This is a genomic window from Halomonas cupida (assembly GCF_900142755.1).
In the GTDB taxonomy this organism is placed as follows: domain Bacteria; phylum Pseudomonadota; class Gammaproteobacteria; order Pseudomonadales; family Halomonadaceae; genus Halomonas; species Halomonas cupida.
In genome coordinates this window covers 261,357-285,463 of the sequence record NZ_FRCA01000002.1, presented here as the reverse complement: position 1 = coordinate 285,463, position 24,107 = coordinate 261,357, and the positions used below count along the sequence as shown (strand labels likewise).

The window sequence follows — 24,107 nt, the reverse complement described above, 5'->3', positions numbered from 1 at the left end:
TGGATTAATCGGATGCACTGGCGTCCTGCCCGGAAGAGTCCACGGAGCCTTCCAGACCCTTGAAGGCCTGGGTTTCACGCTTTTCGTCGTTGATCACGATGTGCTGCTGGGCGGCTTCATCCATGAAGTACAGGGTGATATAGCCACCGGCACTGCGGTTGTAGATGGGCCGCACCTGCTGGAGGAATTCCTCGATACGGGCGTCCGGGAAACGACGCTGGTAGATCTCCATCCACGAGAAGTACTGGTTGTCCTTGAGGAATCCGGTGTACTGCTCGAGCGGTGCCATGTCGCCGAGGGCAACGGGATCCTTGAAGATGCGCAGGGCGAAATCCACTGCGTCATGGATGTCCTTGCCATCGACCTCGAGGTCGAAGATCGGATAGCCCTGGCGGGCGATGACCTGCATGTTGGTGATCAGGTAGAGCAGGGCATAGTTCTGGTAATGGGTAGCACGTCGGCCACGGGCGACCTCAAGCGGAAAGGCTCCTTCCTCCGTCATGTCCGAGAGTGCCGAGTGGATGGCGCTGACACCGAAGCGAAACAGTTCATTGTCCTCGGTCAGCACACCGATCACGCTGGCGTACAGTGCCCTACGGTAGAAGTGGTTGTTGCAGCAGCTGTTGCCTTCCTGGCCGGGAATCTCGACATGTCGATGCGCCAGTTCGTTGAGCCACTGTTCGATGCGCTTGCGCTCCTCGGTGTAGGCCTCGATCTGTGGGCGAACCAGGGAGTAGGCCATGCCGGCGGCAAAGATCATCGATTCGGTGGCAAACCAGGCCTGAGGCTCGATAGGGTCATAGTGGAAGTCCATCAGTGCATCATGCTGTGCCCACCTGTCGAGAAAGGAAACCAGGCATTCCGCGTAGTACTGGTCGCCGGTGGCTACATAGGAACCCGCCAGCATCGAGACACTGTCCTCGAACTGGAACAGTGGCTCGGATGCCAGCTCCCAGGCTTCCGGGCTGGGGTAATAGCCGGGGATGCGCAGGCGTGTGGTAATCGGCTCCAGCGCCAGTAGTTGCTGGCAGCTGGGGCCATTGGCCAACTGGTCACGCTCCTGCAGCAGGATCGAGTTCTCGGTATGGCGCAGTACCTCGATGCGAGAACCGAGGTCTACATACGAGGCGTCGGAATCCGTGACACGATAGTCACTGAGATCCAGCTCGGCGCGCTCATCAAGGGTCATGGCACTGACTGGTGCAGCGAGCAGAGTCGCGAAGGTCAGTGCCAGCACCCGCTGTAGCGGGTGCCTTGATGGTGGTGATTGCCACGCTGTGATGGCTCTGGTGAGCATGAAGTTGTCTCCTCGACAGGACATGTGCTCAGGAGGCCGGGGCATGGATACGGAAGTCGGCAAAGTCGGCGTGCTGGTCACGAGGTGTGCGCCACTCCTCGCCGTGTCCACCGAAGAAGGTCGAGAACATCAGCCCATCGATATGCACCGAGTCGCTGGTGCGGTACACCAACCCCTGCTGTTCCAGCACAGGCTGGCCATCGACCCACACGCGTACCACGCCATTGCTCTGGCCCGGGTCGTTGAGGATGACTTCCTGTTCCAGTTGAACCCACTGACCACTGGGGAAATACCACTGTCCGCGACCGACGGACTCGCCATAGTCATCATCGTCCTTGTTGACGACGTATTCGTAGAGTTCTCCGGCGCCTTGCTCGCGCCACATGTAGCGCATCGAGAAGCCGTTCTCGCCGGTCACCTCGTCACCTCCGCTGGGTGCCTCGCCGCCATACAGCCCGGGCAGCTTGCCGCCCTTGACGAAATCGAAGCCCGATTCAAAGCGAACGCGGTAGCTCAGGCAGGCATGGTCACGCCCCTGGAGCGCTGGCGGGGCGGAGTAGAAGCCGGCGCCGCCGACCTCGGTATCACCCGGAGAGGAGGTGTCCTCGGGATAGGTCACGCGCAGGGCGGTAGCCGTGCCGTCATTGAGCAGGTCGACATTCTCTTCAGTACCCCAGGTGCGATCGGTCGAGAAACCTGCACGGATTGCCTGATGGGCATCGGCACTGGTCGGTAATGGAGAGGGGGCGGCCACCAATGGCATGCGCGCGGAGCAGGGTGCCACTGCGGGAACATTGAGTTGAGGCTGATCGTCATCGGCCTGCACGTTGAACGACAGGCCAGCCATCAATGGCAGGGCCAGCAAGCCCATTCCGGTTGCGGTTTTCAGGGGTACTGTTCTGGACAGCAGGGCCTGCAATAGTGCGGATCCTGAAGGCATGAATCTTGATGTCATGAAGCTTGTCCCTGTTGTTGCGCCCCGGCTTTCGCGGGAGCGCAGTATGAAAGATGAATTACAGAGCGGCTTGCTGTGGGTCCTGCGACGTCTCATCGTCAGCCAGACCAAGCATCTGACTGGCGCCCTGGAAGACGGCACGGCCGCCTTGCCAGATCCATTCAGCGGTGGCCCCCAGCATCGGCTGTTCGGTGAAACGCACATCGACCGGTGTACCGACAGCCTCGACGGGGATCGGCTGCTGAGGCACCAGCAGTACGCTGGCTACGTTCTGTTGCTGACGGACCCAACTGGGAAAGCCGGCTCGTGGCTGGCGCTCGATATCCAGTGCCACACTGCGAACTCGGGCGCTGATCGGGCCAGTGGTATTCGGCAGCGAGATGTAGGCCAACTGATCCGGCTCGATACGTGCGATGTCTTCCATATGCACCAGCGCCTCGACCATCACCTCGTCCTCGCCGGTGCGAATCAGGGTCATGATCTTCTCGCTCTCGTTGATATAGGTGCCGTCAGCACTACTCAGTGCCCAGGCCACCAGGCAGTCGCAGGGGCTGTAGATCTCGTTCTGTGACTGACGTGCCTGAAGGGCTGTCAGGCGAGAGCTCTGGAAGTCCCGTGCGGTCTCGAACTGTTCAATACGCGCCTTGGCCACGTCAGGAGAAACGTTCTCGAAGCTCAGCGACTCGCCATTGGCGGGCTCGGCGGAGTTGGCCAGGCTGACATCCTGACCGCTGGAATTGTCGATGCTCTCTTCGAGGTTCTCGATCAACTGGGAGTTATAGCGCTGCGCCGCCTCGGCCAGAATCAGATCCGACTCCAGGTCTACGTCCTTCACCTGGGTCAGGCGTTCGTCACGGGCCACGCTGTCCCCCGCCTGCAGGTCGTGGGCCATGAGGATGCCGGGGCTCGGTGCGCGAATATCGATACGCGGTGCAGTCACGGCAGCGAAGCTGGGCTCGATCAACATGAAGTTGCGGTAGGCGGTGGCGGCAGCGACCACAGCCAGCACGGCGAAGGCCATGAACAACGCCACGTAACGGCCCAGTGGTTTGGGAGGCCGTTGAATGGGTTGCGGTGCGCTCCCGGTGCTACGTCGCTTGCGCGGAGTCTGGGGATCCTCGCCCTGCAGCAGGTTCTGCACATCCAGCGGGCGCCCCGAGAGGTGAGCGCGCACGACCTGACGCAGCAACTCGAGATGGGCGGGGCTGATATCCAGGATCTCGAAGCCAGCGATATAGTGGCTTCTACGGCCAGGTTGAGCCTGACAATGGCGACATTCAGCCGTTACCGGAACCAGTAGTTCGGTACCTGAAGTAAGGATGGCCAGTTCACCACGTATTCGGGCCTGGTCACGCATCGGGCGCGGAGTCTCGAGGGCGAATCCGCCCTGACTCACGTCGACGCCTCGGAAGCGGTTCCCGTCCTCGAAGCGTACCTCGAAGCTGGCATTCACACGGATGAAGCGGCGCTCATCGCGGCGCTCATGGGACAGTGGCGCACCTGTGCTGGCCGGAGCCTCATGGGGGGCGGTATCGGCAGCAGGCGGCTCTTCCGACAGGTGGGGTTCACGGCGCTCACCATCCTCGCGGCGCCCACCACTGAAGTGGGCCGGTATGGCGGCTCGTGAGGAGCGGTCGGCTCCAGCCCGGCCATAAGGGCCGGACCCACGGTCGTCATGTCTGTTCATGCCGAGATCACGGTGGTCCGAGTCGCGGGGGAGGGCACGGGAGTCGAAATCGCGGTTGTCAGGGGCTCGAGTCCCAAAGTCTCGAGTTTCAGGGGCTCGGGCTTCAGGATCCCGGGTTTCGATATCCCGGGTTTCGATATCCCGGGTTTCGATATCATTGTCGTTGGCGAAATAGTCGCTCATGGCGGATTCCTTGTGTCTGATCAGGGGCTCTCATGGGGAGCTGGCGCGCTGGCAGGTGTCGGCTTGCCGGGGTCGAGAATCTGCAGGGACACGCGGTCGGGTGCCTTGAGCACCCCCGTGGCCAGCAGCAGCACGAAGACCATCAGGCAGACGTGGAAACCATGCAGGAGGTGCCCCATGCGTCGCTGGCGCCGAGCGGCGGCAAGGGAGTCGGGTTCACCGGCGGAAATACCCTGGCGAGACCACTTCTGGCGGTTGAAGCGGAAACTCACCCAGGTCTTGAGCAGCGCGCCGTAGACCTGGTTGTAATAGATGAGCGGTATCCACAGCAGGCTGTAACGCCCACGCTGCCAGGCCAGAATCAACGTCGAGATACCCCGGGTCATCAGAATCCACAGGGCATAGACGAAGATGAAGGATGGCCGGATAAACAGGGTTACCAGTATCGCTACGCTGGGGCCGATCAAGGTCGTCCACATCGAGAGCCGTTGGTCGACCAGGCTCCACCACGTAAATAGCCCCATGGGCCTCGGGCCCAGAGCGATAGCGCGTCCGCTGGTACGCAGCATGTTGCCGTACCAGCGCCGCATCAGATCGGTGGTCGAGGCGAAGAAGCGCTTGCGGTCGGGTAGCTCCTCGAAGCCAGTGACGAAGACATCAGGGATGTAGAGCATCTTCCAGCCGTTCTTCAGCAGCCAGTACCAGGTCGACTTGTCATCGCCGGAGAGGAACTTGAAGTTGCCGAAGCGCCAGTGATTGACATGATCGTTCTCGACCATCTCGATGAAGGTCGGATGAGTGGCCAGGTCTGCACGGAACACACTGTAGCGTCCTGTCAGCACCAGCAGGCGCTCGGAGACTGACATGGAGCTCATCACCAGATGACGCTGGGCATAGCGTAGGTCGTACCACTCGGCGGTAGCATCAGTACCGGTGACAATGGCGCTGTTGTTGGTGGTCAAGGCGCCAAGGTCATCGCGCAGGGCGAAGAACGACAGTGAGCGTTCCAGGGTGTCCGGTTCGAGCAGGATGTCACCGTCCATGGAGATCAGCAGCGCCCCGGGAGCCGGCGCACGGCGTGAGATGGCTCGCAATACCTCGGCCATGGCCGAGCGCTTGCCGTCGCCCTTCTGGAACATGTAACGCAGCTCGATGTTGGCCGGCCAGCCGTGGTCCTGAAGGACATGGCCGATGATATCGACGTCGGTCTGATCAGAGACCGAGGCGAATATCGTGGTCGGGACGCCGTAATTCCGAACCTCGCGGATCAGGGCGTCATAGACGCGGTAGCAGACCGGAGGGTCGATACGAAAGGACGTGCACAGAACGTACAGCTCGGGTGGCAGACCCGACTCGCCCAGCGCATCGGCTTCGGCACGCATGCGCGGGAAGATTCGCCGGTTGTACCATACCGAGCGCAGGGCCTGGATGAACCACCAGCTGTAACGCCAACTGCCGACCGCACCGATGGCAAAGAAGAAGCTCTTCGACTCGGTCGAGAAGATCTCGCGTGGCAACTCACTGATCAACACGATCAGCAGGGCCAGCATCAGCAGCAGTACCGTCAATTCCGTGGCCTTGCTGGCCACGGAAACATGCCTGGGGAGATTCGACATGGCGTGACCTCAGCGGCCGGTCGGACGCAGAGAGTCACCGCGCCCGATGGCGTAGTAGTCGAGTCCGGCACGTTTGACGTCTTCCGGCGAGTAGAGATTGCGGCCATCGACAATGACCGGATGGTTGAGCGTTCGGGCAATGTATTCGAAATCCACGCTGCGGAACGCCTTCCATTCGGTGCAGATGACCAGGGCATCCGCACCCTCCAGAGCGGCATCACGCTGGCGGGACAGGCACAGATCCGGGCGCTCGCCATAGAGGCGGTGGCACTCTGCGGAAGCCTCAGGGTCATAGGCCTGAACACGCGCACCTTCCGCCCATAGCTGCTCCATCAAGGTGCGGCTGGGGGCCTCGCGCATATCATCGGTATTGGGCTTGAATGCCAGTCCCCAGAGGGCGATGGTGCGTCCCTTGAGGTTGCCGTGCATGGCCTGCTTGAGCTTGTCGAACAGGCGCGACTTCTGGGCTTCGTTGACCTCTTCCACCGCATGCAACAGCTGAGCCGGGGCGCCCACTTCGCCAGCGGTCCGGGCCAGTGCCTTGACGTCCTTGGGGAAACAGGAGCCACCGTAGCCACAGCCGGGATAGATGAAGTGATAACCGATGCGCGGGTCACTGCCGATCCCGTGACGGACCTGCTCGATATCGGCACCGAGGCTTTCCGCCAGGTTGGCGATTTCGTTGATGAAGCTGATCTTGGTGGCAAGCATGGCGTTGGCGGCGTATTTGGTCAGCTCGGCGCTGCGCACGTCCATGAAGATCAGCTTGTCCTTCTGGCGGCTATAGGGGGCATAGCACTCACGCATCAGTCGTTGAACCCGCTCGGACTCGCTGCCGACCACGATGCGAGCGCCGCGCGAGAAGTCCTCGATGGCGGCGCCTTCCTTGAGGAACTCAGGATTGGAGCAGACATCGAAGTCCAGTGTTTCCGTGCGGTCTTCAAGCACTTCATGAATGGCCTGATGGACCCGGTCGGCAGTGCCGACAGGTACCGTCGACTTGTTGACGATGACTCGGTAATCACCCATGTGCTGACCAATGCTGCGTGCCACCTTGAGCACATGAGTGAGGTCGGCGCTGCCGTCTTCATCGGGGGGCGTGCCTACGGCGATGAACTGTAACAAGCCATGCTCGACACCTTCCTCCGGGTTGGAGGTGAACCGCAGACGACCGCTTTCCAGGTTGTAGCGAATCAAGTCTTCGAGACCTGGTTCGTGAATTGGCACGTTACCCTGCTTGAGGCTGGCAATCTTGATCTGATCCACATCGACACAGACGACGTCATGTCCCACGTCTGCCAGGCAGGCGCCGGTAACCAGTCCCACATAGCCGGAACCATGAATGGTGATCTTCATCAATGACCTCCTCGCGTCACTTCAGTCAAAAGGGGCTCCCAGTTGCTGCGTCAGGCGCCGACCGGCACCGGCCAGGGCATGCGCTGGAGGCGCATACCGTAGCCGGCGGCGGGCGTCACTGGGGGCGGTAGTCGGCGCTCGTCCGGGCATCTAGCCGGGCAACGAGGCCTGGACCGCGTGTTTGGTAGCGATGAGGTGCAAGAACTGATCCAGCAACGGAATTTTTGTTTGTGAACAGTGTTTTATTTGATGGGAGGCGATGGTTCCGACAAAGAAGACAGACGCCGTTGCGCCAAATACGTCGCCAGTGGGCGACGTAAATTCGGGATGAGTATTAAATATCAATTAAAACAGCATGATATGTGTATGCGGTCGGCTACGTCGGGGATGGCAGACACACAGATTATCGACCACAAGCGCGGCTTCGCAGCGGGTGACAGGAAACAGGGCAATGACACCTGGGGAGCATGAGGCCAGTGGTTCGGGGATGATTCGGCACCCAGGTGTTGGCTCGGGCTGACGCTTGAGCATCAGTCCGAGCTATTAACATGGCAATCAAATAGCTCATCCTGATCGATTTGATTGTCGTCCGCACCCCACTGGCGCAGATGCGCGGATCTGCTGGTGTGGTGCGGTCTCGCGTCGGCCTGATGGCCGACGGCGGCACGTCCGTGTGCCGCTATTAACCCAACATAAAAGGATGCCGGGTTAATAACATGGCAATCAAATAGCTCATCCTGATCGATTTGATTGTCGTCCGCATCCCACTGGCGCAGATGCGCGGATCTGCTGGTGTGGTGCGGTCTCGCGTCGGCCTGATGACCGACGGCGGCACGTCCCTGTGCCGCCATTAACCCAACATGACAGCATGCCGGGTTAATATATCGTACGCGCGGTAGGTGGCAGATCAGATGGTGGAAAATCAGTTGATGGCGGATCAATCGACGCCAGATCAGAAATCGATGCCGCGGCGTGCCTTCAGGCCGTTGTTGAAGCCATGCTTGACCTCGTTCATTTCGGTCACGGTGTCGGCCATCTCCACCAGCTCGCGGTGGGCGTTGCGACCGGTAATGATGACCGTCTGTTCGGCTGGACGGTTGTTCAGGGCGTTGCGCACTCTTTTGATGTCCAGGTAGCCGAACTTGAGCATATAGGTGATCTCGTCGAGCACCACCAGATAGACTTCCGGGTCTGCCAGCATACGCTCGGCCTGTTCCCAGACTTCGAGACAGGCGGCGGTATCGCTCTCACGATTCTGGGTATCCCAGGTGAAGCCGGTGGCCATGATGGCAACCTCGAGATTGTCGTCGGCCATCAACTTCTCGCGTTCACCGCACTCCCAGAGTCCCTTGATGAACTGCACCACGGCAACCCGGTAGCCGTAACCCAGGGCGCGGGTGACAGTGCCCCAGGCGGCAGTGGTCTTGCCCTTGCCATTGCCGGTGAAGACCAGCATCAAGCCGCGCTCCTCGTCGGCGGCGGCCACTTTCTCATCAACATGGGACTTGAGTTTCTGCATGGCCTTCTTGTGTCGAGTATTCCTTTGCGAGTCGTGATCTGTCATGGGAAGGCCTCCGGCGCCGTGAACGAGATCTGGCAGCGTAGCGCAGACGCCAGCCCACGTCAGCCTGCGCTGGTCTGGCGGCCCGGCAGGGAGCGAGCCAGGTGGTGACGTCTGGCTTCCATGCGGGTGAGAAATACCTGCATCACTCGATCGTAGAGCTGGTTGCCAAGCACCGCATCCTCGATGCCGGCATCGATATTGGGATTGTCATTGACCTCGATGACCACGACTCGTTTGCCGCTCTGTTTGAGGTCCACGCCATACAGGCCCTGGCCGATCAGGCGGGTGGCCTTCAGCGCCGTATGGATCACGGCACGTGGCACATCCTCCACAGGGTGAGTGGTAAAGCCACCACTCTTCACCCGCGCGCTGGAATGGTCATAGATCTGCCAATGACCACGTGCCATGAAGTAGCGGCTGGCAAACAGTGGCTTGCCATCGAGCACGCCGATGCGCCAGTCGAACTCGGTGGGCAGCCATTCCTGCAACAACAGTAGATCGGAAGAAGCGAACAGCCTTGTGGCTTCCTCCACCAGTTGCGCCGGCGAGGTCACCTTGACAATGCCCCGGGAAAAAGCGCCGTCGGGAATCTTCAGCACCAGCGGGTAGTCAAGCCGCTCGGCCTGGGCGAGTAGCCGGGTTGCCGATGCCTTCTTCAGCAGCTGTCCGTTAGGGGCAGGAATACCACGAGCCCGGAGTAACTCATGCAAGTAAACCTTGTTGGTACAGCGCAGAATATCCTGCGGGGCATCGATGACTACCAGATCTTCATGTTCGGCCCGCCGAGCCAGGCGCCAGGTGTGATGATCGAGTGACGTCGTTTCGCGGATGAAGAGTCCGTCGAATTCCGCCAGACGGCCGGCATCGCGGTGGGTGATCAGCGAGACATCAATGCCTTGACGACGACCGGCGCGGATGAATGCCTTGAGTGCCCCCTTGTTGCTGGGCGGCAGACGCTCCTCGGGATTGACCAGCATCGCCAGGTCGAAACGATAGCGGCGCCTTGCGCGAGGAGTGCGCCATATCTTGCGTGAGTGACGGTTGAGAGCACGAGCAAACTGGTCCTGCTCCACACCTTGCAGATCCTTGAGGCGCAGCGGCTTGATGCGGCTGAGGCGCCAGGTATTCGACTTGCGAACCAGGCGCACATCCAGCAACGGGCAGGGCAGACGCTCGAACAGTCGACGTGCCAGGCGTGCCAGTAGTGACTCAGCACACTCACCGAACATGACCTTGAGGCCGAGAGTGTCCGGCAACTGTTGAGCCTCGGGGTTACGCGACAGCTCCTCCAGTATGGAGGCCAGTCCTTCCAGCTGCATGTCGGTGGTCGACTTGCGACGCAGGGTGTTGAGCGTATCGACGCTGGGCAGGACACGATCGCCACGAGCCTGGGCCAGCAGCGAGACATAGTAGCCGGTGCCCAGATAGTCGAGATCGGAGCACAGGTTGATCACCTGATGCTGGTGGTCGGCCTCGGTCCGCGACAGGTAACCATCGGCGTCGATCAGATCATCGGTGGGATAATAGGGGCGCCAGTCGTCGTGACGATCCACGACAATCCGTAACGAGCACATCACGGTAAATTCCTCGAGCAACCCCGGAGGGGCGACGAAATATCGCCGCCGGGTTGCGCAGAGAATGCACCTGAGCTGAAGGCTGCACAAGCTGGGATGAACGTGAAATGATTTCACGTTCATAGTGGCTGACAGTGATCCTGGTCAGGCGGCAGAATGCCGATAAGCCGCTTGTCGTTGTACCAGCCCACAGTCTCACTCTGGGGCTCACTGAGTCAGGAAACTTCCATTCATGTCCGCCTCGATTCGCCCCGCGCAGGGGAGTGATCTCAATGCTCTGGTTGATCTGGAGGAACAGGCCTTCAATGGCGATCGTTTCTCGAGGCGTCAGCTATGGCACCTGATTCATCGCGCCAATGCGCGGACGCTGGTGGTCGAGGCCGAAGGGCAGTTGCTGGGTTACGGCACCTTGCTGTTGCGACGCAACAGTCACAATGCGCGACTCTATTCGCTGGGCATCGCTCCCGCCGCACGGGGGCATGGATATGGGCGCCAGTTGCTCGAGGCGCTTGAAGGGCTGTGCCCCGATCTTGGTTGTCGTCTGCTGACGCTGGAAGTGCGCGCCGACAACCGCACCGCCCTGGCGATGTATCGACGCTCTGGATTCCGACTCATGAGCTGGGTGGAAGACTATTACGAGGATGGCTGTGCTGCCTGGCGGATGCGCAAGGTCCTCGCTGTCGAACAATTGGCGGGGTGATCCCACGGCCCCCCCATTTCCTCGACCGCCCCGTGTCCTCGACCAACGCCCGGTTTTCCTGGCCAACCCCTGGTTTTCTTGGCCAACGCCCGGTTTTCTTGACCAACATAGTGACCGTGACGGCATGCTGGTAGAATAGCGGCTTTCTCTCGCGCAGCAGGAGCCTTGCATGCCTTCCTTTGACATCGTCTCTGAATTTGATCGCCATGAAGCCCAGAATGCGGTGGATCAGGCCAATCGCGAAGTGCAGGGGCGTTTCGATTTCCGTGGCGTCGATGCCAGTTTCGAACTCAACGATGAAACCGTCGCCCTGAGTGCCGAGGTCGATTTCCAGCTCCAGCAGATGCTTGATGTGCTGCGCAACAAGCTGGTTGCCCGCAGCATCGATCCGCGTGTCATGGATATCCAGGATCCCGAGCTGTCCGGCGTCAAGGCTCGCCAGAACGTCAAGCTCAAGCAGGGCCTGGATCAGAAGGAAGCCAAGGACATCGTCAAGTTGATCAAGGACAGCAAGGTCAAGGTCCAGGCACAGATCCAGGGCGACAAGGTGCGTGTCACCGGCAAGAAGCGCGACGACCTGCAGGGCATCATGGCGCTGCTGCGTGGCGAGCAGGGCCCCGAACTGGCGCTGCAGTTCGATAACTTCCGGGACTGATCGGCCCGCAAGCGGACCGATCAAGCCTTAAGCTTTAAGCTGTAAGTAACCCCGACCCTGGAGCAGAGTTTGGTTCACGGACATGTCACTATCAGTCGTGCGTTGGACGGCTCGCAGCTCGACACTCCGTCGCTTACGGCTTACGGCTTACGGCTAACACCTTGATAGTTTGGGACCATTGGCCTTCGAGGCGGAAATCAGCTTCAATCAGGTTATGTTGATGGATGAAGGCAAGGGGAGAGGTGCTGTGATCGGACCTGTCAGACGCGCCCTGTATCTCACTCTGGCCTGGCTGAGCTTTGGCCTCGGGGTGCTGGGTGCTTTCCTGCCGCTGCTGCCCACTACCTGCTTCATGCTGGTGGCGGTGTGGGCAGCCTCGAAGGGGTCGCCGCGGTTCGCCAACTGGATTCGCTCCCATCCGCGCTTCGGCCCGACCGTGGTGGCCTGGGAGGAGTCGGGTGCCATCCCGCGTCATGCCAAATGGCTGGCCATGACCATGCTGGGCATCTCGATCATCATTCTGGCCTTCACCGTTTCTCTGATGTGGTTGAAGGTTGCCTTGATTGTTGGCCTGATGGGGTTGGCCATCTGGATCATGACCCGCCCCGAACCCGTATCCTCATCCTGACGCCTTCGTCTCTGGCGGACACTTCTGCCCAGCCCCGGCACCAACGAGGCTGGTCTGCGCTGCGTATTGTTCTGTGACATTTTTCTTCAAGCACACTTCTTTGAGCATCGGTGCTCAGGCACCGTACAATGCTTACGACCTTTCTGAACTGGAGCATCACTGATGTCCGAACCCCAGCCGATTCATTTGAGCGACTATCGTCCGCCTGCCCATCGTGTGACACGTACCGAGCTGACCTTCGACCTTGATCCCGGTGCCACGCGCGTCAAGGCACGTCTGCACCTCGAGCGTCATCCGGAGCGTGAGGCAGGCGAGCCGTTGTGGCTGGATGGTGAGTCACTGGTGCTCAAGAGTATTGCCATCGACGGTCAGGCGCTCGACGCCGACGAGTATGAGCAGAGCGATAACGGGCTCAGAGTGCACCGGGTCCCCGAACAGTTCATTCTCGACACCGAGGTCGAGATCGCTCCCAGTGAGAATACGGCGCTGGAAGGCCTCTATCAGTCTGGTGGAATGTATTGCACCCAGTGCGAGGCAGAAGGCTTTCGTCGCATCACCTTCTACCCGGATCGCCCGGATGTGATGGCAACTTTCACCACCACGGTCATCGGTGGCCGTGATCAGGAACCGGTACTGCTGTCCAACGGTAACCCTGTCGAGCGCGGTGAATTGCCCAATGGTCGCCACTTCGTGACCTGGCAGGACCCGCATCCCAAGCCCTGCTATCTGTTTGCGTTGGTCGCCGGTGACCTGAAGAAGGTCGAGGACCACTTCACCACCATGAGTGGGCGTGAGGTCACGCTGCAGATCTGGGTCGAGGAAGAGAATCTCGGCAAGACCGAACATGCCATGGAGTCGCTCAAGCGATCCATGCGCTGGGATGAGGAGGCCTACGGCCGCGAGTATGACCTCGATCTATTCATGATCGTGGCGGTGAACGATTTCAATATGGGCGCCATGGAGAACAAGGGGCTCAACATCTTCAACTCTGCGGCGGTGCTGACCCATCCGCAGACCGCGACTGACGCCACCTTCCAGCGGGTCGAAGGCATCGTGGCCCACGAGTACTTCCATAACTGGTCCGGTAACCGCGTCACCTGCCGTGACTGGTTCCAGTTGTCGCTCAAGGAAGGCTTCACGGTCTTCCGTGATCAGAGCTTCTCGGCCGATGTCAATTCCGCACCGGTCAAGCGCATCGAGGAGGTCTCCTTCTTCCGCACTGCCCAGTTCGCCGAGGATGCTGGCCCGACGGCTCACCCGGTGCGTCCTGACCAGTACATCGAGATCGGTAACTTCTACACCCTGACCATCTACGAGAAGGGCGCCGAGATCGTTCGCATGCTGTGCAACCTGGTGGGCGAAGAGAAGTTTCGCGAGGGCTCGGACCTGTACTTCTCGCGCTTCGACGGCCAGGCAGTGACCATCGAGGACTTCGTGACCTGTATGGCTGAGGTCTCGGGGCTGGATCTGACCCAGTTCATGCACTGGTATCGTCAGGCTGGTACCCCGGAGATTGATGCTTTCGGCGAGTACGATTATGCCAATGGCCAGTACCGCCTGTTGCTGCGCCAGCGGACGCCGGCCACACCGGGACAGTCCGACAAGGTGCCGTTGCATATCCCGGTACGTCTCGGCCTGGTGGGCACCAAGAGTGGCCGCGACCTGCCGCTGACGCTGGATGGCGAATCGCTGGGTACGGACGCGGTGGTGCATCTGCGTGAGCAGGAGCAGGAGTTCCTGTTCACCGACGTCGATGAAGCCCCGATTCCTTCGCTGCTGCGTGGCTTCTCGGCACCGGTCAAGCTTGCCTTCCCGTATTCTCGTGAAGACCTGGCCTTCCTGCTGGCCAATGACAGCGACGGCTTCAACCGTTGGGATGCCGGTCAGCGTTTGACCCTGCTGGCGTTGGACGACCTGATTGCTGCGCACCGCAATGGTGTCGAGAAGGTCATGGATAGCCGTGTGGTTGACGCCTTCCGTGTTCTGCTCGAGGAAGATACGAATGACAAGGCGGTGCTGGCCGAAATGCTGACACTGCCCAGCGAAGCCTATATTGCCGAACAACAGCCGCTGGTGGATGTGGATGCCATTCATGCGGCGCGTGAGTTCGTGCGTCAGTCACTGGCCCGGGAACTGCGCGACGAGTTGCTGGCCGTGTATCGCGCGAACCAGAGCGATGCTGCCTATGAGCCGACACCTGAACAGATCGGTCAGCGTGCCTTGAAGAACGTGGCGCTGTCATATCTGATGAGTATCGAGGATGAAGAGGGCGTGGAGGCAGCGAAGGCCCAGTTCGATGCCGATCACAACATGACCGATGTGCGTCATGCGCTGACTTTACTTGTGCACAGCTCGCGTGCCGACATCGCTGACCCTGCACTCAAGGCGTTCGGCCAGAAGTGGGCCAACGACACCCTGGTCATGGATCAGTGGTTCAGCCTCCAGGTGACTCGCCCGCAGCCGGATGCGCTGGAGCGTGTGCGTTATCTGATGCAGCACCCGGCGTTCTCGCTCAAGAACCCCAACAAGGTACGGGCCCTGATCGGTGCCTTCGCTGGCCAGAACCGTATCAATTTCCATCGTCTCGACGGTGAAGGCTATCGTCTGCTGGCCGATGTGGTCATCGAGCTCAACCGTCTGAATCCCGAGATCGCGGCTCGCATCATTACACCGCTGACCCGCTGGCAGCGCTTCGACGAGCAGCGTCAGGATCTGATGAAGGCGGAGCTCGAGCGTATCCGTCAGGAAGACCTGTCGCCCAACCTCTATGAAGTGGTGACCAAAGCGCTGGCCTGACGCGCCTTGCGCCCGGGGGCGCAAGGCGAGCTGTAAGCTGTCAGTCGTAAGCTATAAGTCGTGTGGTGCAGGATTGAGACTGCACCACCGGCTACCGAGCTTTGGGGGAGCTTACCGCTTATAACTTATGGCTTATAGCTCCGAGCTGCTTGCAGCTCGTTGCTCGGGGCTCGCCGCTCGAGGCTTGCTCCTCACGCCATCAACGTCGACAGCACCAACAGGCCCAGTAGCGTCCAGACCAGCGCGGCGACGACCGAGCGGTGCATGGCGGCGCGGATCGCTCGCCACAGCATGAACAGTCCGAGAATCAGCAGCGCCAGGCTGAAGAAGGACGGTGCAATGCCCAATGAGCTGGACAGGCCGTTGATGAAACCGGCACCGGCGTCGTCGAGGCCGGAGAAGATGGCGCCAAGGCCATCGACAATGAAGCGAATCAGGTGGCCGAGTGTCTCGCCAAGCCAGGTGAAGATGTCTTCCATGGATAGGGGATCCTTGAATTCCGGGGGCGCTATTCTAGCCCAACTGCTCGCTGTCTAGCCCAACTGCTCGCTACGCGAGGTCAATCCTGCCTCTTCTGCGGCGCTGTCAGCCAGAGCGCGTCCAGCCTCATCATAGACGTGGTAGACGGCATGAGCACCCAGCTCCCGAATCGGTTCGATTTCCTCGGGGTACTCGACGACCGCGGTGATCTTGCCCGGGAACTGGCGGCTGCGCAGCTGCTTGAGCGCAAAGAGGTTACCGGCGTGGTGAGGCATGGCCAGCACCACCAACTGAACCTCGGAGGACATCAGCATCTTGTCCCAGAAATCCGAGTCAACGGCATCACCTTCGAGAATATTGAAACCAGCCTCTCGGAGGGTGACCACACTGCGTGGATTGGAGTCGATACCCAGTACCTTCAGGCCGTACTCCTTGGTCAGGCGGCGATAGACGCTGCGGCCGATACGCCCCATTCCCAGTACCACCGCTTCGGCGTCGCCGACCTCCAGTGGCCGGTCGCTGGGCGACAGATCCACGATGTCGATCTTCGGTAGATGAGGCTCGGCCCGTTGGTAGATCTGCTCACTCACGGTATTTAGCAGGGCCGACACGACGAGACTGAGGGCCAGCGCCAGCGATATAACCACCATCCACTCTGGCGACAACCAGTGGTGCGACACGGCGATGGCACCGACGATCAGGCCGAACTCCGAGTAGTTGCTCAGGCTCAGTGTCGCCAGTATCGAGGTACGATGGCGAATACCGAAGCGCATCAGTACCAGCTGGTAGATCAAGGCCTTGAGAGGTAACAGCAACAGCAGCAACAAGGCGGCGCTGAGCAGCGTCCAGGTAGGGAGAGCACTGAAGCCGATGGTCAGGAAGAAGCCGACCAGCAGCAGTTCCTTGATGTTGAACAGCGAACGCGCCAGGGATTGGGCGGCGGCATGTGGTGCCAGCAGCATTCCGACAATCAGGGCGCCAAGGTCTCCCTTGATGTCCACAGCCTCGAAGAGTCCGTAGCCGAGTACCAGGGCCATCACCATGCCGCATAGCATCTGCATCTCGCCGTGCCCCATCCGGTCGAGCAGTCGGGCCAGCCAGGGGGCCAGCGGAATCAGTGCCAGTAGCCCGAGAGCCAGCAGACCAGGGGGCTCTCCTTCGGAGAAGGTCAGGAACACCACCGCAAACAGATCCTGCATGATCAGAATGCCGATCGACAATCGACCATAGGCTGTCTGTGTCTCACTGCGCTTTTCGAGTACCTTGACCACAAATACGGTACTCGAGAAGGAAAGGGTAAAGCCCAGCAACAGTAATGTGGGAAAATCGAGAGACGACAGCAGGTCGCTGGCGCCGAGTCCGGGTATCATCCACAGGGCGGCCCTGACACCGACCAGCAGGGCCATGATGGCGACGGTCGTCAAGCCCATGCTCAGGGTGGCACCACCCCATATGTCGGGTCGCAGCAGGGTGCGAACGTTGAGTTTGAGACCGATGGAAAACAGCATCAGTGTCACGCCGAGGTGGGCGATGGTGTCCAGCAGCGGCGGCTTTTCGTAACCCTGCGCGTTGAGTACAAAACCTGCGACGAGAAACCCGACCAGTGGTGGTAGTCTCAACAGTAGCGCTGCGACGCCGGAAAGAAATGCCGCAAGGATGAAAACTGGATCCATCGATCACCTGTATAGTCGGAAAGGTAATTGCAACGGCCAAGTGTAACGGTATTGTTACGGGATTGGGACGATCTTGCCCGGCACACTCATCAACCGGAAATTTCCTCGCCAGGGACGCCCAGGAATCGATGAACTCCCATGAATAGCGTTCAAGAATAACCAGGGAAGCGTCAGGATGACCCAGCCGTCAGGCACCAATCGACTGATTCTCAATGGCAAGGCGGCGAATTCCCCCGAGGTCCGCAGTGCGATCTACGCCTGTCGCCGTGGAGGCATGGATGTCGATGTGAGGGTGACGTGGGAGAAGGGCGATGCCCAGCGTCAGGCGGCTCAGGCGGGGCGAGATGGTGTCCGCCGGGTCATCGCCGGCGGTGGCGACGGCACGGTACACGAGGTGGTCAATGGACTCATGCAGTTGCCTCGTGACATGCGCCCGGAACTGGCGATCATGCCGCTCGGTAGTGCCAATGACCTTGCGCGATCGCTGGGCCTGCCGGTGGGGCAGGCTGCGGCGTTGGATGCTGCGTGCCGGTTGCCTAGCCGCTGGGTCGATATCCCGCGGATGAACGACCACTATTTCATCAATATGGCCACTGGAGGCTTCGGTGCCGAGATCACTACCTCGACACCCAAGGGGCTCAAGCGGCTGATGGGCGGTGGTGCCTACTCTGTTGTGGGTGCACTCAAGGCATGGCGTTACAAGCTTTATCCGGGGCGCCTGGCCTGGGATGGCGGAGAAAGCCATACCGAGATATTCCTGCTGGCCATCGGCAATGGCGTTCAGGCTGGTGGCGGTCAGCAGCTGACACCGGCAGCGCGACTGGATGATGGCCTTTTCGATGTCATGCTGGTCCGTGACTTCAAGTCGCTGCGTCAGCTGCGAGCCATGATGCAGGAACTGCGGACCCGCCCTTATCACGGCCTGCACGTTGATGCCTTCCGCTCCGCCTGGCTGCGGTTCGAGGCCGATGGTGATGCCTGGCTGCCACTGACCCTGGATGGTGAATCCTGCTACCAGCGCTGTTTCGAGGCGGAGGTGACCCCATTGGCGCTGCGCCTGGTGATGCCCGACCGTTGTCGCCTTGCCGCGCCACTGGGTGAGTAGGTCCGGCGGGGCTGCGTGATAGGCGGCGCTTGCGCCTCGGGTGTGGCTTTGGTGCAATACAGGCTTATTTCATGGAGAGACGCTGATGGCAATGAGACCCGGCAAGGCCGTGTTGGCGGCGATGCTGCTGCTGGCCCTGACTGCCTGCGACAGTGATGAGTCGGCAGGAGAGGGCGAGTCGGCATCGAGTGCCGAGCCGACCGCCGCTGAGTCATCGGCGGCAAACGGTGATGTAGCGAGTGATGAGGTTGATGGTGCGGCGGAGTCGAACGTCGGCACTGAGGTCGGTAGTGAGAGCGCGGAGGAAGAGGTTCCTGCATCTGGTGCAGCTGAGGGCTCCAATCAAGCTGAAGGCTCTGGTCAAGCTGAAGGCTCTACAGAAAGCAGCCTGGGTGCAGACGCCGAGGCGACGCTGGACGATGAGACTGCGTTGCCCAATGAGACCAGTTCCAGCGAAGTCGATGCGATCATTGAGGAGACCGAACGACGCTTCGAGGAAGCCAGTCGTGAGCTGGATCAGCAGTTCGAGGGAGTCGATGACCCGGAGCTGGCTCCTTCAGAACCTGCGACTTCCGCGGAAAATATGCCCAGCGATGATGTCTCCACCGAGAGTTCGATTGAAGACGAGCTGAGCAGAGATCCGACGACCAGAGAAGTCGATGCGATCATCGAGGAAACCGAGCGTCGTTTCGAAGAGGCCAGTCGTGAGATCGACCGCCAGTTCGAGGAAGCCGAGCGTCAGGTGCCCGATGCGGTGCCGGCGGACGTGGAGGCGGAAGTCGACGCCAGTGTGGACTCGGAGAACGATGGTGACAGTTCGCAGTAGAGTATGATCTGCGGCAATCGTGACTCTGGAGCAGGCGGTAACTGGGTGCTACTATCCCCGCGTTCCGGCCTCCGCTCATTCCAGCACAAGAAGGCCCACCTTGTTGGTGGGCCTTTGACTGCGCAGGACGGTGTCGCTTGCGCAGACTCCGAGCTTGACGGAGTCGTTACTTCGGCGCGCTCGTCCTGGCCTGGTCAGTCACCAGGTTCAGTCGGTAACCTTGATGTTGGAAGCCTGAAGGCCTTTCTTGCCCTGAGTGACGTCGAAGCTCACCTTCTGGCCGTCCTGCAGGGACTTGAAGCCTTCAGCCTGAATTTCGGAGAAGTGGGCGAACAGATCATCACCGCCGTCGTCGGGAGAGATGAAGCCGAAGCCCTTGGTGTCATTGAACCACTTGACAGTGCCAGTTGCCATTGTCTATTTCCTTAACTCGCTATGAAGATGGTGCGGGTCCAGCCAGCCGGGGATCTTTTCCACCATGGCATGGTCCGAACCTTGATGCGTGGGCAAGGCAAGAAAGAAGACGTATTGCGTGTTTCGAAAGAATCGAGTGATCGACAAATCGAACTACCACTTACGACATTTCTGCTTGCTGTCCAACGCTGCGATTCGAGAACATGCCCGGCCACAGTCTGTAGAAGCTATTGTGACGAATGGCATGCCTCGGCTCGCCAGATTACTGTAGATCGAATGGGGTGCAGCGTCCAGAGCTCAGCGGGGCTGTATCGAACCAGGATTTGACCTGATCGGGATTTACGATGACGACATCGGTAGTACATTCAGAAAATACTCACTCCAAGGTAGTGGGATACCTGCTGTGGCTGTTCGGCTTTCTTGGCGCGCACCGTTTCTATTACGGTAAGCCAGTGACCGGAACCATCTGGTTTCTGACCCTGGGACTGTTCTTCATCGGTTGGATCATTGACCTGTTTCTGATCCCGGGTATGGATCGCGAGGCCGATATGCGCTTTCGCGGTGGCTCGATCAACTACACCGCCGCCTGGTTGCTGCTGACCTTTCTGGGCATCTTCGGTGTGCATCGCTTCTATATGGGCAAGTGGTTGACCGGCTTGATCTACCTGTTTACCGGCGGACTGTTCCTGATCGGCATCCTGTATGATTTCTGGACGCTCAATGATCAGATCTCCTTGAAGCACAGCGAAGAGCTGGGCGGCGTGTCTCGCTGATGGAGACGCTGGTCGATGCCCAGTTTCTGCCCTTTGTGGTGGCCATCACTCTGCTGAGTATTACACCCGGGGTGGACACACTGCTGGTCATTCGCAACACCGCTCGAGGTGGTCTGCGTGACGGGGCTCTGACCAGTCTGGCCATCTGCATGGGGCTGTTCGTGCATGCCACGGTATCGGCATTGGGCGTGTCGCTGATTCTGTTGCAGTCGGCGTGGGCCTTTTCGGCACTCAAGCTGATTGGCGCCGGTTACCTGATATGGCTGGGCATCCAGAGCCTGAATCAGGTGCGTTATTCCCGGGGATTGCCGGTGGCCGAGGTTGCTTCCGGTGAGTTTCAACGCACGGGTATCTGGCGACCGGTACGTGAGGGCCTGTTGTCCAACGTACTCAATCCCAAGACGGTGGTGTTCTACATGGCATTCCTGCCACAGTTCATCGCCCCGACCGACCCTGTCCTGCTCAAGTCATTGTGGCTGGCTGGCGTCCATTTCGTGATTGCCAATATCTGGCAGATCGGCGTTGCGGTGATGGTCGGCAGTGCCGGGTCTCTGCTGGCAAGGCCTGGTTTTTCGCGCTGGCTCAATGGCATCACCGGCGGTGTACTGGTGGCCTTCGGCATCAAGCTGGCGCTGGCCAGAGCCCCGAGCTGAACTGAAGAGCTGACCTGCCGTCCCGCGTGTGGACAAACGGTGTCAGACGGAAAAGCTGAAGACTGCCTCGTGGCTCCAGGCGCTGATCCGGGCCTACCCCATGGAAAGCCGATGAGCACCGGCACGTGGTTTCGATTCGGGCCCTTCAGGGGCTCGGCAGGGATGCCGAGCCGCAGCGTCGGCACAGGGATGTGACATCGCTGCGCCCGGGACCACGTGTCGGCGGCTATGTTCGTTCCCAACGAACAATCGCACTTCCCACATCCGTGTGGGTCGCGCAATGGAGTCGTCAGACCGGCTTTCCGGGGCGTGTTTCTTTTGCATCCTTTTCTTTCACGCAAAGAAAAGGGTGTCGCCATCAGGCGAAATAGGGAGCCGCCAGAGTGGCAGAGGAGTCGACCGGACCATTTCACGGCAAAGTGTGGCGAACCAAAAGAAAGGGCCTCGACGTTTCCGTCGAGGCCCTTGTCGTTGCCGGGAGTCAAAGTCAGACCATCAGCGCCTGGCCATCAGCCCTGTATCGTAGCGACGATCCCTTTCCGCAGGAGTCAGGACACTGACGCCCTGAGTGGAGCCGCCGTTGGCGAGGCTTTCGAATACCACTCGATACTCGAGCACCGCGCGCACATAGCGGCGTGTTTCCTTGAAGGGGATGTGTTCGACAAACAGGTCGAAGTCGCCGGGGGCCCGGGCCAGCCATTGGTCAACCCGCTGAGGCCCGGCGTTGTAGGCTGCAGCAGCAGCGATGCGATTGCCGCCGTAACGGTTGATCATGTCGCGGATATAGCGACTACCGAGGCGGATATTGGTCTCTGGCTCAAGCACACCATAGGGGCCAGGGTCACCGATGCCGACCTGGCGGCCCACTTGGGTGGCGGTGCCGGGCATCAACTGCATCAGACCTCGGGCACCGGCTGGTGACTGGGCTCTGGGATTGAAGGCACTCTCGCGCCGGGCGATCCCCATCAGCAGGTAGGGGTCGACGTCGTTGGCCTGGCCCCACTGCATGAAGTCCGCACGGTAGGCCTCCGGGAAGCGCCACTCCAGGGCATTGAGCATGTCGTCAGCGGCAATGGTGGTCTGCACCAGCAGCATGTACCAGCCACGATGGCGAGCGTAGTCTGCCAGGCGACGAGCGTCGTCAGGTGTGGCGTCCTTTACGGCATTGATCCACTCCAGATAGGCCAGACCATCCTGACCGATGCGCAGGAGGGCTTCGGTGCGACGCACGGTTGGCCAGCTGGCGACTTGTGCCCGCTCGGAGTCGCTGAAGGTACGGGTCTCCATGTTCAGATTGTAGGGTTGGCCAAGACGATCAGCAGCGACAAAGCCGAAGAAGTCGCGTTGACCGGCCGCACGGGCGAAGGCGGTCTGAGCTGTCGAGGATTGCCCGCGAATCTCCAGGGCTCTTGCCAGCCAGTACTGCCAGCGAGCCTTGCCCTGGGTTTCGGCCGGCATGATGCCTACAGTGCGCTCCACTGCGGCCCAGTCTGCGTCACGAATCGCCAGGCGCGCGCGTAGTTCATAGACTTCCGGGTCGGTCTGGCGGGGCAGGGCGGTATCGATCCATGACAACATCTGGCGCTGATCGCGGCGTAGTCCCCAGTAGATGATGTCGTGTTCGATGGTGCGTGTCGCATCCATCGAAAAAGGCTGCGAGCGGGAGAGCTGCTGCCAGGCACTGAGTGCCGCAGCGCTGGAGGAGCGTGCCGTAGACAGCAGGGCCGCGGTGTAGAAGTTCTCGTTGCCGGCGCAGTCGGGGCCGATACAGTTGCCGACACTGGTCAGAGCACTGGGAGTGACGGCCACGCGCTGCTGAGCAGCGACGGCGCTGGACCAGGCAGGACTCATCTGGCGGCCGAGGTAACTGACCAGTCCATCCTCGCCATTCTCCCAGGCCAGCATCATGCGTTGCCAGGTTTCGAGGTCGCCGATCTGGCCGTTGTTGCGCAAGGTGGCGAACAGCGAGTTGCAGGCATCCGGCTGTGAACTGCCGACTCGCCACAGGCGTCGCCCACCTTCGGCGGCGGTAGCCGGGTCGCTGGACATCAAGGCGGTGTAGTAGTGGCACTGTTCCTCGGTGCTTTCCGGAACACCGTTGGCTACGGCCAGCACGTTGTCGTAGCGTCCGGCCCTGCCGTACCGCAGGATAGCCTGTTCACGCATCCAGTCGCCCATGGGCGCGTCGGCATTGGCGGCGATGTAGTCGAGCACTTGCTGAGGCGTGGCATGGGGCAGCCGTTCACGCAACAGGTAGTATTCGACATAGCCGCTCAGTTCATGACCTCGGTATGCCGACTCACTGACGCTTTGCGCATCACCACGCCGCGCGGCATCAAGGGCTGCACTCAAGGTACTGTCACTGGCTTGCGCAGTGGCGCTGGTCAGTAGTGGCAGGCTCATGGCCGCGATGGCCACCAAAGGTGACAGGCGGCGTAACGGGGTAAAACGACGTAGCAACGCAAGCGGCATATGTTCCCTCCTCGACGACAATTCCGTGCGGTCTTCCTGCCATGGCAGGCATCCTGCCTGTATCGACCTCATGATCGAGGTCCATGGTCGCCTGGCGCGGTGTGGTTGAACAGTCCCCAGGTAACGAATAATCGCTGCTGTCCGTGGCAGATGTGTACCCAGCGAGTACTGAAACAGCATAGCTGGTGCTGGTCACAGCGCTTGAATGCCAGGCCAGTTGGCCCCATTACTGCGATACTGACAGAAGGCCGCTGGACCTGGGCCAGTGAGCCGTATCAGCAGGAGAGACTTCATGGCAATTCGCGACTATCTACCCATCATCGGACGGTTCTCGCAGCGTTCACGTGCGTTCAAGCAGATCCTGCGAGCGCTGAAACTGTTCGTCCCGATGCTGCGGGATGTGGTGAGTGGGCGCTATCGGCCGGTACCCTGGGCGGCGATCGGATGGATGGTCGCGGCCTTTGCCTATCTGGTGTCCCCCCTCGACCTGGTGCCGGATTTCCTGATGCTGATTGGTATCGTCGATGACGTGGTTATCGTCAGTTGGCTGCTGACCCGGGTTGACCGTAGTCTGGTCGACTACCGTGCCTGGCGTGGTGAGCCTGAAGAACCCTCGGACTCTGATACGCACGATATCTGACCTGGAGCTATCCTGTTGGGCGAGAGGCGCCTTTCGCCTCTGGTCGTATTGCGTGGGGAG

The 24,107-nt window shown here is 60.3% G+C and carries 21 protein-coding genes; 9 read left to right on the top strand and 12 right to left on the bottom strand.

The features are described 5' to 3' along the window. Window positions 1–4 precede the first annotated feature (4 nt). The 8 genes from BUE38_RS05490 to BUE38_RS05455 all read right to left on the bottom strand — a co-directional run bounded on the left by BUE38_RS05490 (window position 5) and on the right by BUE38_RS05455 (window position 10,232). On the bottom strand, window positions 5–1,297 hold the full coding sequence (locus BUE38_RS05490; protein WP_073434020.1) for an alginate lyase family protein: 1,293 nt from the start codon (window positions 1,295–1,297) through the stop codon (window positions 5–7). Window positions 1,298–1,325: 28 nt separating this feature from the next. After that, the gene (locus tag BUE38_RS05485; protein WP_174788048.1) at window positions 1,326–2,252 is read right to left on the bottom strand and encodes a polysaccharide lyase; all 927 of its coding nucleotides are present in this window, start codon (window positions 2,250–2,252) and stop codon (window positions 1,326–1,328) included. Between the two features lie 58 nt (window positions 2,253–2,310). Then, the gene (locus tag BUE38_RS05480; protein ID WP_234986782.1) at window positions 2,311–4,122 is read right to left on the bottom strand and encodes a PilZ domain-containing protein; all 1,812 of its coding nucleotides are present in this window, start codon (window positions 4,120–4,122) and stop codon (window positions 2,311–2,313) included. A 20-nt stretch (window positions 4,123–4,142) separates the two neighbouring features. Further along, entirely contained in the window at window positions 4,143–5,738 is a 1,596-nt protein-coding gene (locus BUE38_RS05475; RefSeq protein ID WP_234986781.1) for a glycosyltransferase, read from the bottom strand. Between the two features lie 9 nt (window positions 5,739–5,747). Next, window positions 5,748–7,094 carry a UDP-glucose dehydrogenase family protein gene (locus BUE38_RS05470; RefSeq protein ID WP_073434019.1) on the bottom strand — a complete coding sequence of 449 codons (1,347 nt, stop codon included), beginning with the start codon at window positions 7,092–7,094 and terminating at the stop codon, window positions 5,748–5,750. Between the two features lie 530 nt (window positions 7,095–7,624). Beyond that, window positions 7,625–7,945, bottom strand: coding sequence for a hypothetical protein (locus BUE38_RS05465; RefSeq protein WP_073434018.1), 321 nt, complete (start codon window positions 7,943–7,945; stop codon window positions 7,625–7,627). A gap of 101 nt (window positions 7,946–8,046) precedes the next feature. Continuing rightward, complete coding sequence (cobO, locus tag BUE38_RS05460; protein ID WP_073434017.1) at window positions 8,047–8,658, bottom strand: cob(I)yrinic acid a,c-diamide adenosyltransferase; 612 nt, start codon at window positions 8,656–8,658, stop codon at window positions 8,047–8,049. A gap of 59 nt (window positions 8,659–8,717) precedes the next feature. After that, window positions 8,718–10,232: a RimK family protein gene (locus BUE38_RS05455; protein ID WP_073434016.1), complete on the bottom strand. Its 1,515-nt coding sequence runs from the start codon at window positions 10,230–10,232 to the stop codon at window positions 8,718–8,720. 232 nt (window positions 10,233–10,464) lie between these two features. On the opposite strand from BUE38_RS05455, the gene BUE38_RS05450 reads away from it, so the two are divergent. The 4 genes from BUE38_RS05450 (at window position 10,465) to pepN (ending at window position 15,011) form a co-directional block, all read left to right on the top strand. Continuing rightward, complete coding sequence (locus tag BUE38_RS05450; RefSeq protein WP_073434015.1) at window positions 10,465–10,932, top strand: GNAT family N-acetyltransferase; 468 nt, start codon at window positions 10,465–10,467, stop codon at window positions 10,930–10,932. Window positions 10,933–11,101: 169 nt separating this feature from the next. Beyond that, window positions 11,102–11,587, top strand: a complete 486-nt coding sequence (locus BUE38_RS05445) for a YajQ family cyclic di-GMP-binding protein (RefSeq protein ID WP_073434014.1) — start codon at window positions 11,102–11,104, stop codon at window positions 11,585–11,587. A gap of 247 nt (window positions 11,588–11,834) precedes the next feature. Continuing rightward, the gene (locus BUE38_RS05440; RefSeq protein WP_307725402.1) at window positions 11,835–12,215 is read left to right on the top strand and encodes a YbaN family protein; all 381 of its coding nucleotides are present in this window, start codon (window positions 11,835–11,837) and stop codon (window positions 12,213–12,215) included. A 162-nt stretch (window positions 12,216–12,377) separates the two neighbouring features. Further along, the gene (gene pepN / locus BUE38_RS05435) at window positions 12,378–15,011 is read left to right on the top strand and encodes an aminopeptidase N (RefSeq protein WP_073434013.1); all 2,634 of its coding nucleotides are present in this window, start codon (window positions 12,378–12,380) and stop codon (window positions 15,009–15,011) included. Window positions 15,012–15,202: 191 nt separating this feature from the next. On the opposite strand, the gene BUE38_RS05430 is transcribed toward pepN, so the two are convergent. Further along, a complete protein-coding gene (locus BUE38_RS05430) occupies window positions 15,203–15,490 on the bottom strand; it encodes a hypothetical protein (RefSeq protein ID WP_073434012.1) in 288 nt (95 codons plus the stop codon). A gap of 54 nt (window positions 15,491–15,544) precedes the next feature. Next, a complete protein-coding gene (locus BUE38_RS05425) occupies window positions 15,545–17,164 on the bottom strand; it encodes a cation:proton antiporter family protein (RefSeq protein WP_073434011.1) in 1,620 nt (539 codons plus the stop codon). Between the two features lie 175 nt (window positions 17,165–17,339). Between BUE38_RS05425 and yegS the strand changes: the two genes are divergently transcribed. Both yegS and BUE38_RS05415 read left to right on the top strand, forming a co-directional pair. Further along, window positions 17,340–18,269 carry a lipid kinase YegS gene (yegS, locus tag BUE38_RS05420; protein WP_073434010.1) on the top strand — a complete coding sequence of 310 codons (930 nt, stop codon included), beginning with the start codon at window positions 17,340–17,342 and terminating at the stop codon, window positions 18,267–18,269. 85 nt (window positions 18,270–18,354) lie between these two features. Beyond that, on the top strand, window positions 18,355–19,095 hold the full coding sequence (locus BUE38_RS05415) for a hypothetical protein (protein ID WP_073434009.1): 741 nt from the start codon (window positions 18,355–18,357) through the stop codon (window positions 19,093–19,095). 207 nt (window positions 19,096–19,302) lie between these two features. Here the strand turns inward: BUE38_RS05415 and BUE38_RS05410 are convergent, their stop codons facing one another. Beyond that, entirely contained in the window at window positions 19,303–19,509 is a 207-nt protein-coding gene (locus BUE38_RS05410; protein ID WP_073434008.1) for a cold-shock protein, read from the bottom strand. Window positions 19,510–19,853: 344 nt separating this feature from the next. On the opposite strand from BUE38_RS05410, the gene BUE38_RS05405 reads away from it, so the two are divergent. Both BUE38_RS05405 and BUE38_RS05400 read left to right on the top strand, forming a co-directional pair. Further along, window positions 19,854–20,282, top strand: a complete 429-nt coding sequence (locus BUE38_RS05405; RefSeq protein ID WP_073434007.1) for an NINE protein — start codon at window positions 19,854–19,856, stop codon at window positions 20,280–20,282. Next, window positions 20,282–20,935: a LysE family translocator gene (locus BUE38_RS05400; protein ID WP_174788049.1), complete on the top strand. Its 654-nt coding sequence runs from the start codon at window positions 20,282–20,284 to the stop codon at window positions 20,933–20,935. The genes BUE38_RS05405 and BUE38_RS05400 overlap by 1 nt, the downstream gene beginning before the upstream one ends. 495 nt (window positions 20,936–21,430) lie before the next feature. Here the strand turns inward: BUE38_RS05400 and BUE38_RS05395 are convergent, their stop codons facing one another. Next, complete coding sequence (locus BUE38_RS05395) at window positions 21,431–23,407, bottom strand: transglycosylase SLT domain-containing protein (protein ID WP_073434005.1); 1,977 nt, start codon at window positions 23,405–23,407, stop codon at window positions 21,431–21,433. A gap of 292 nt (window positions 23,408–23,699) precedes the next feature. Here BUE38_RS05395 and BUE38_RS05390 point away from each other — a divergent pair, with 292 nt between their 5' ends. Further along, window positions 23,700–24,047 (top strand): YkvA family protein, encoded by a 348-nt coding sequence (locus BUE38_RS05390; protein ID WP_073434004.1) that lies wholly within the window; start codon window positions 23,700–23,702, stop codon window positions 24,045–24,047. Window positions 24,048–24,107 lie beyond the last annotated feature (60 nt).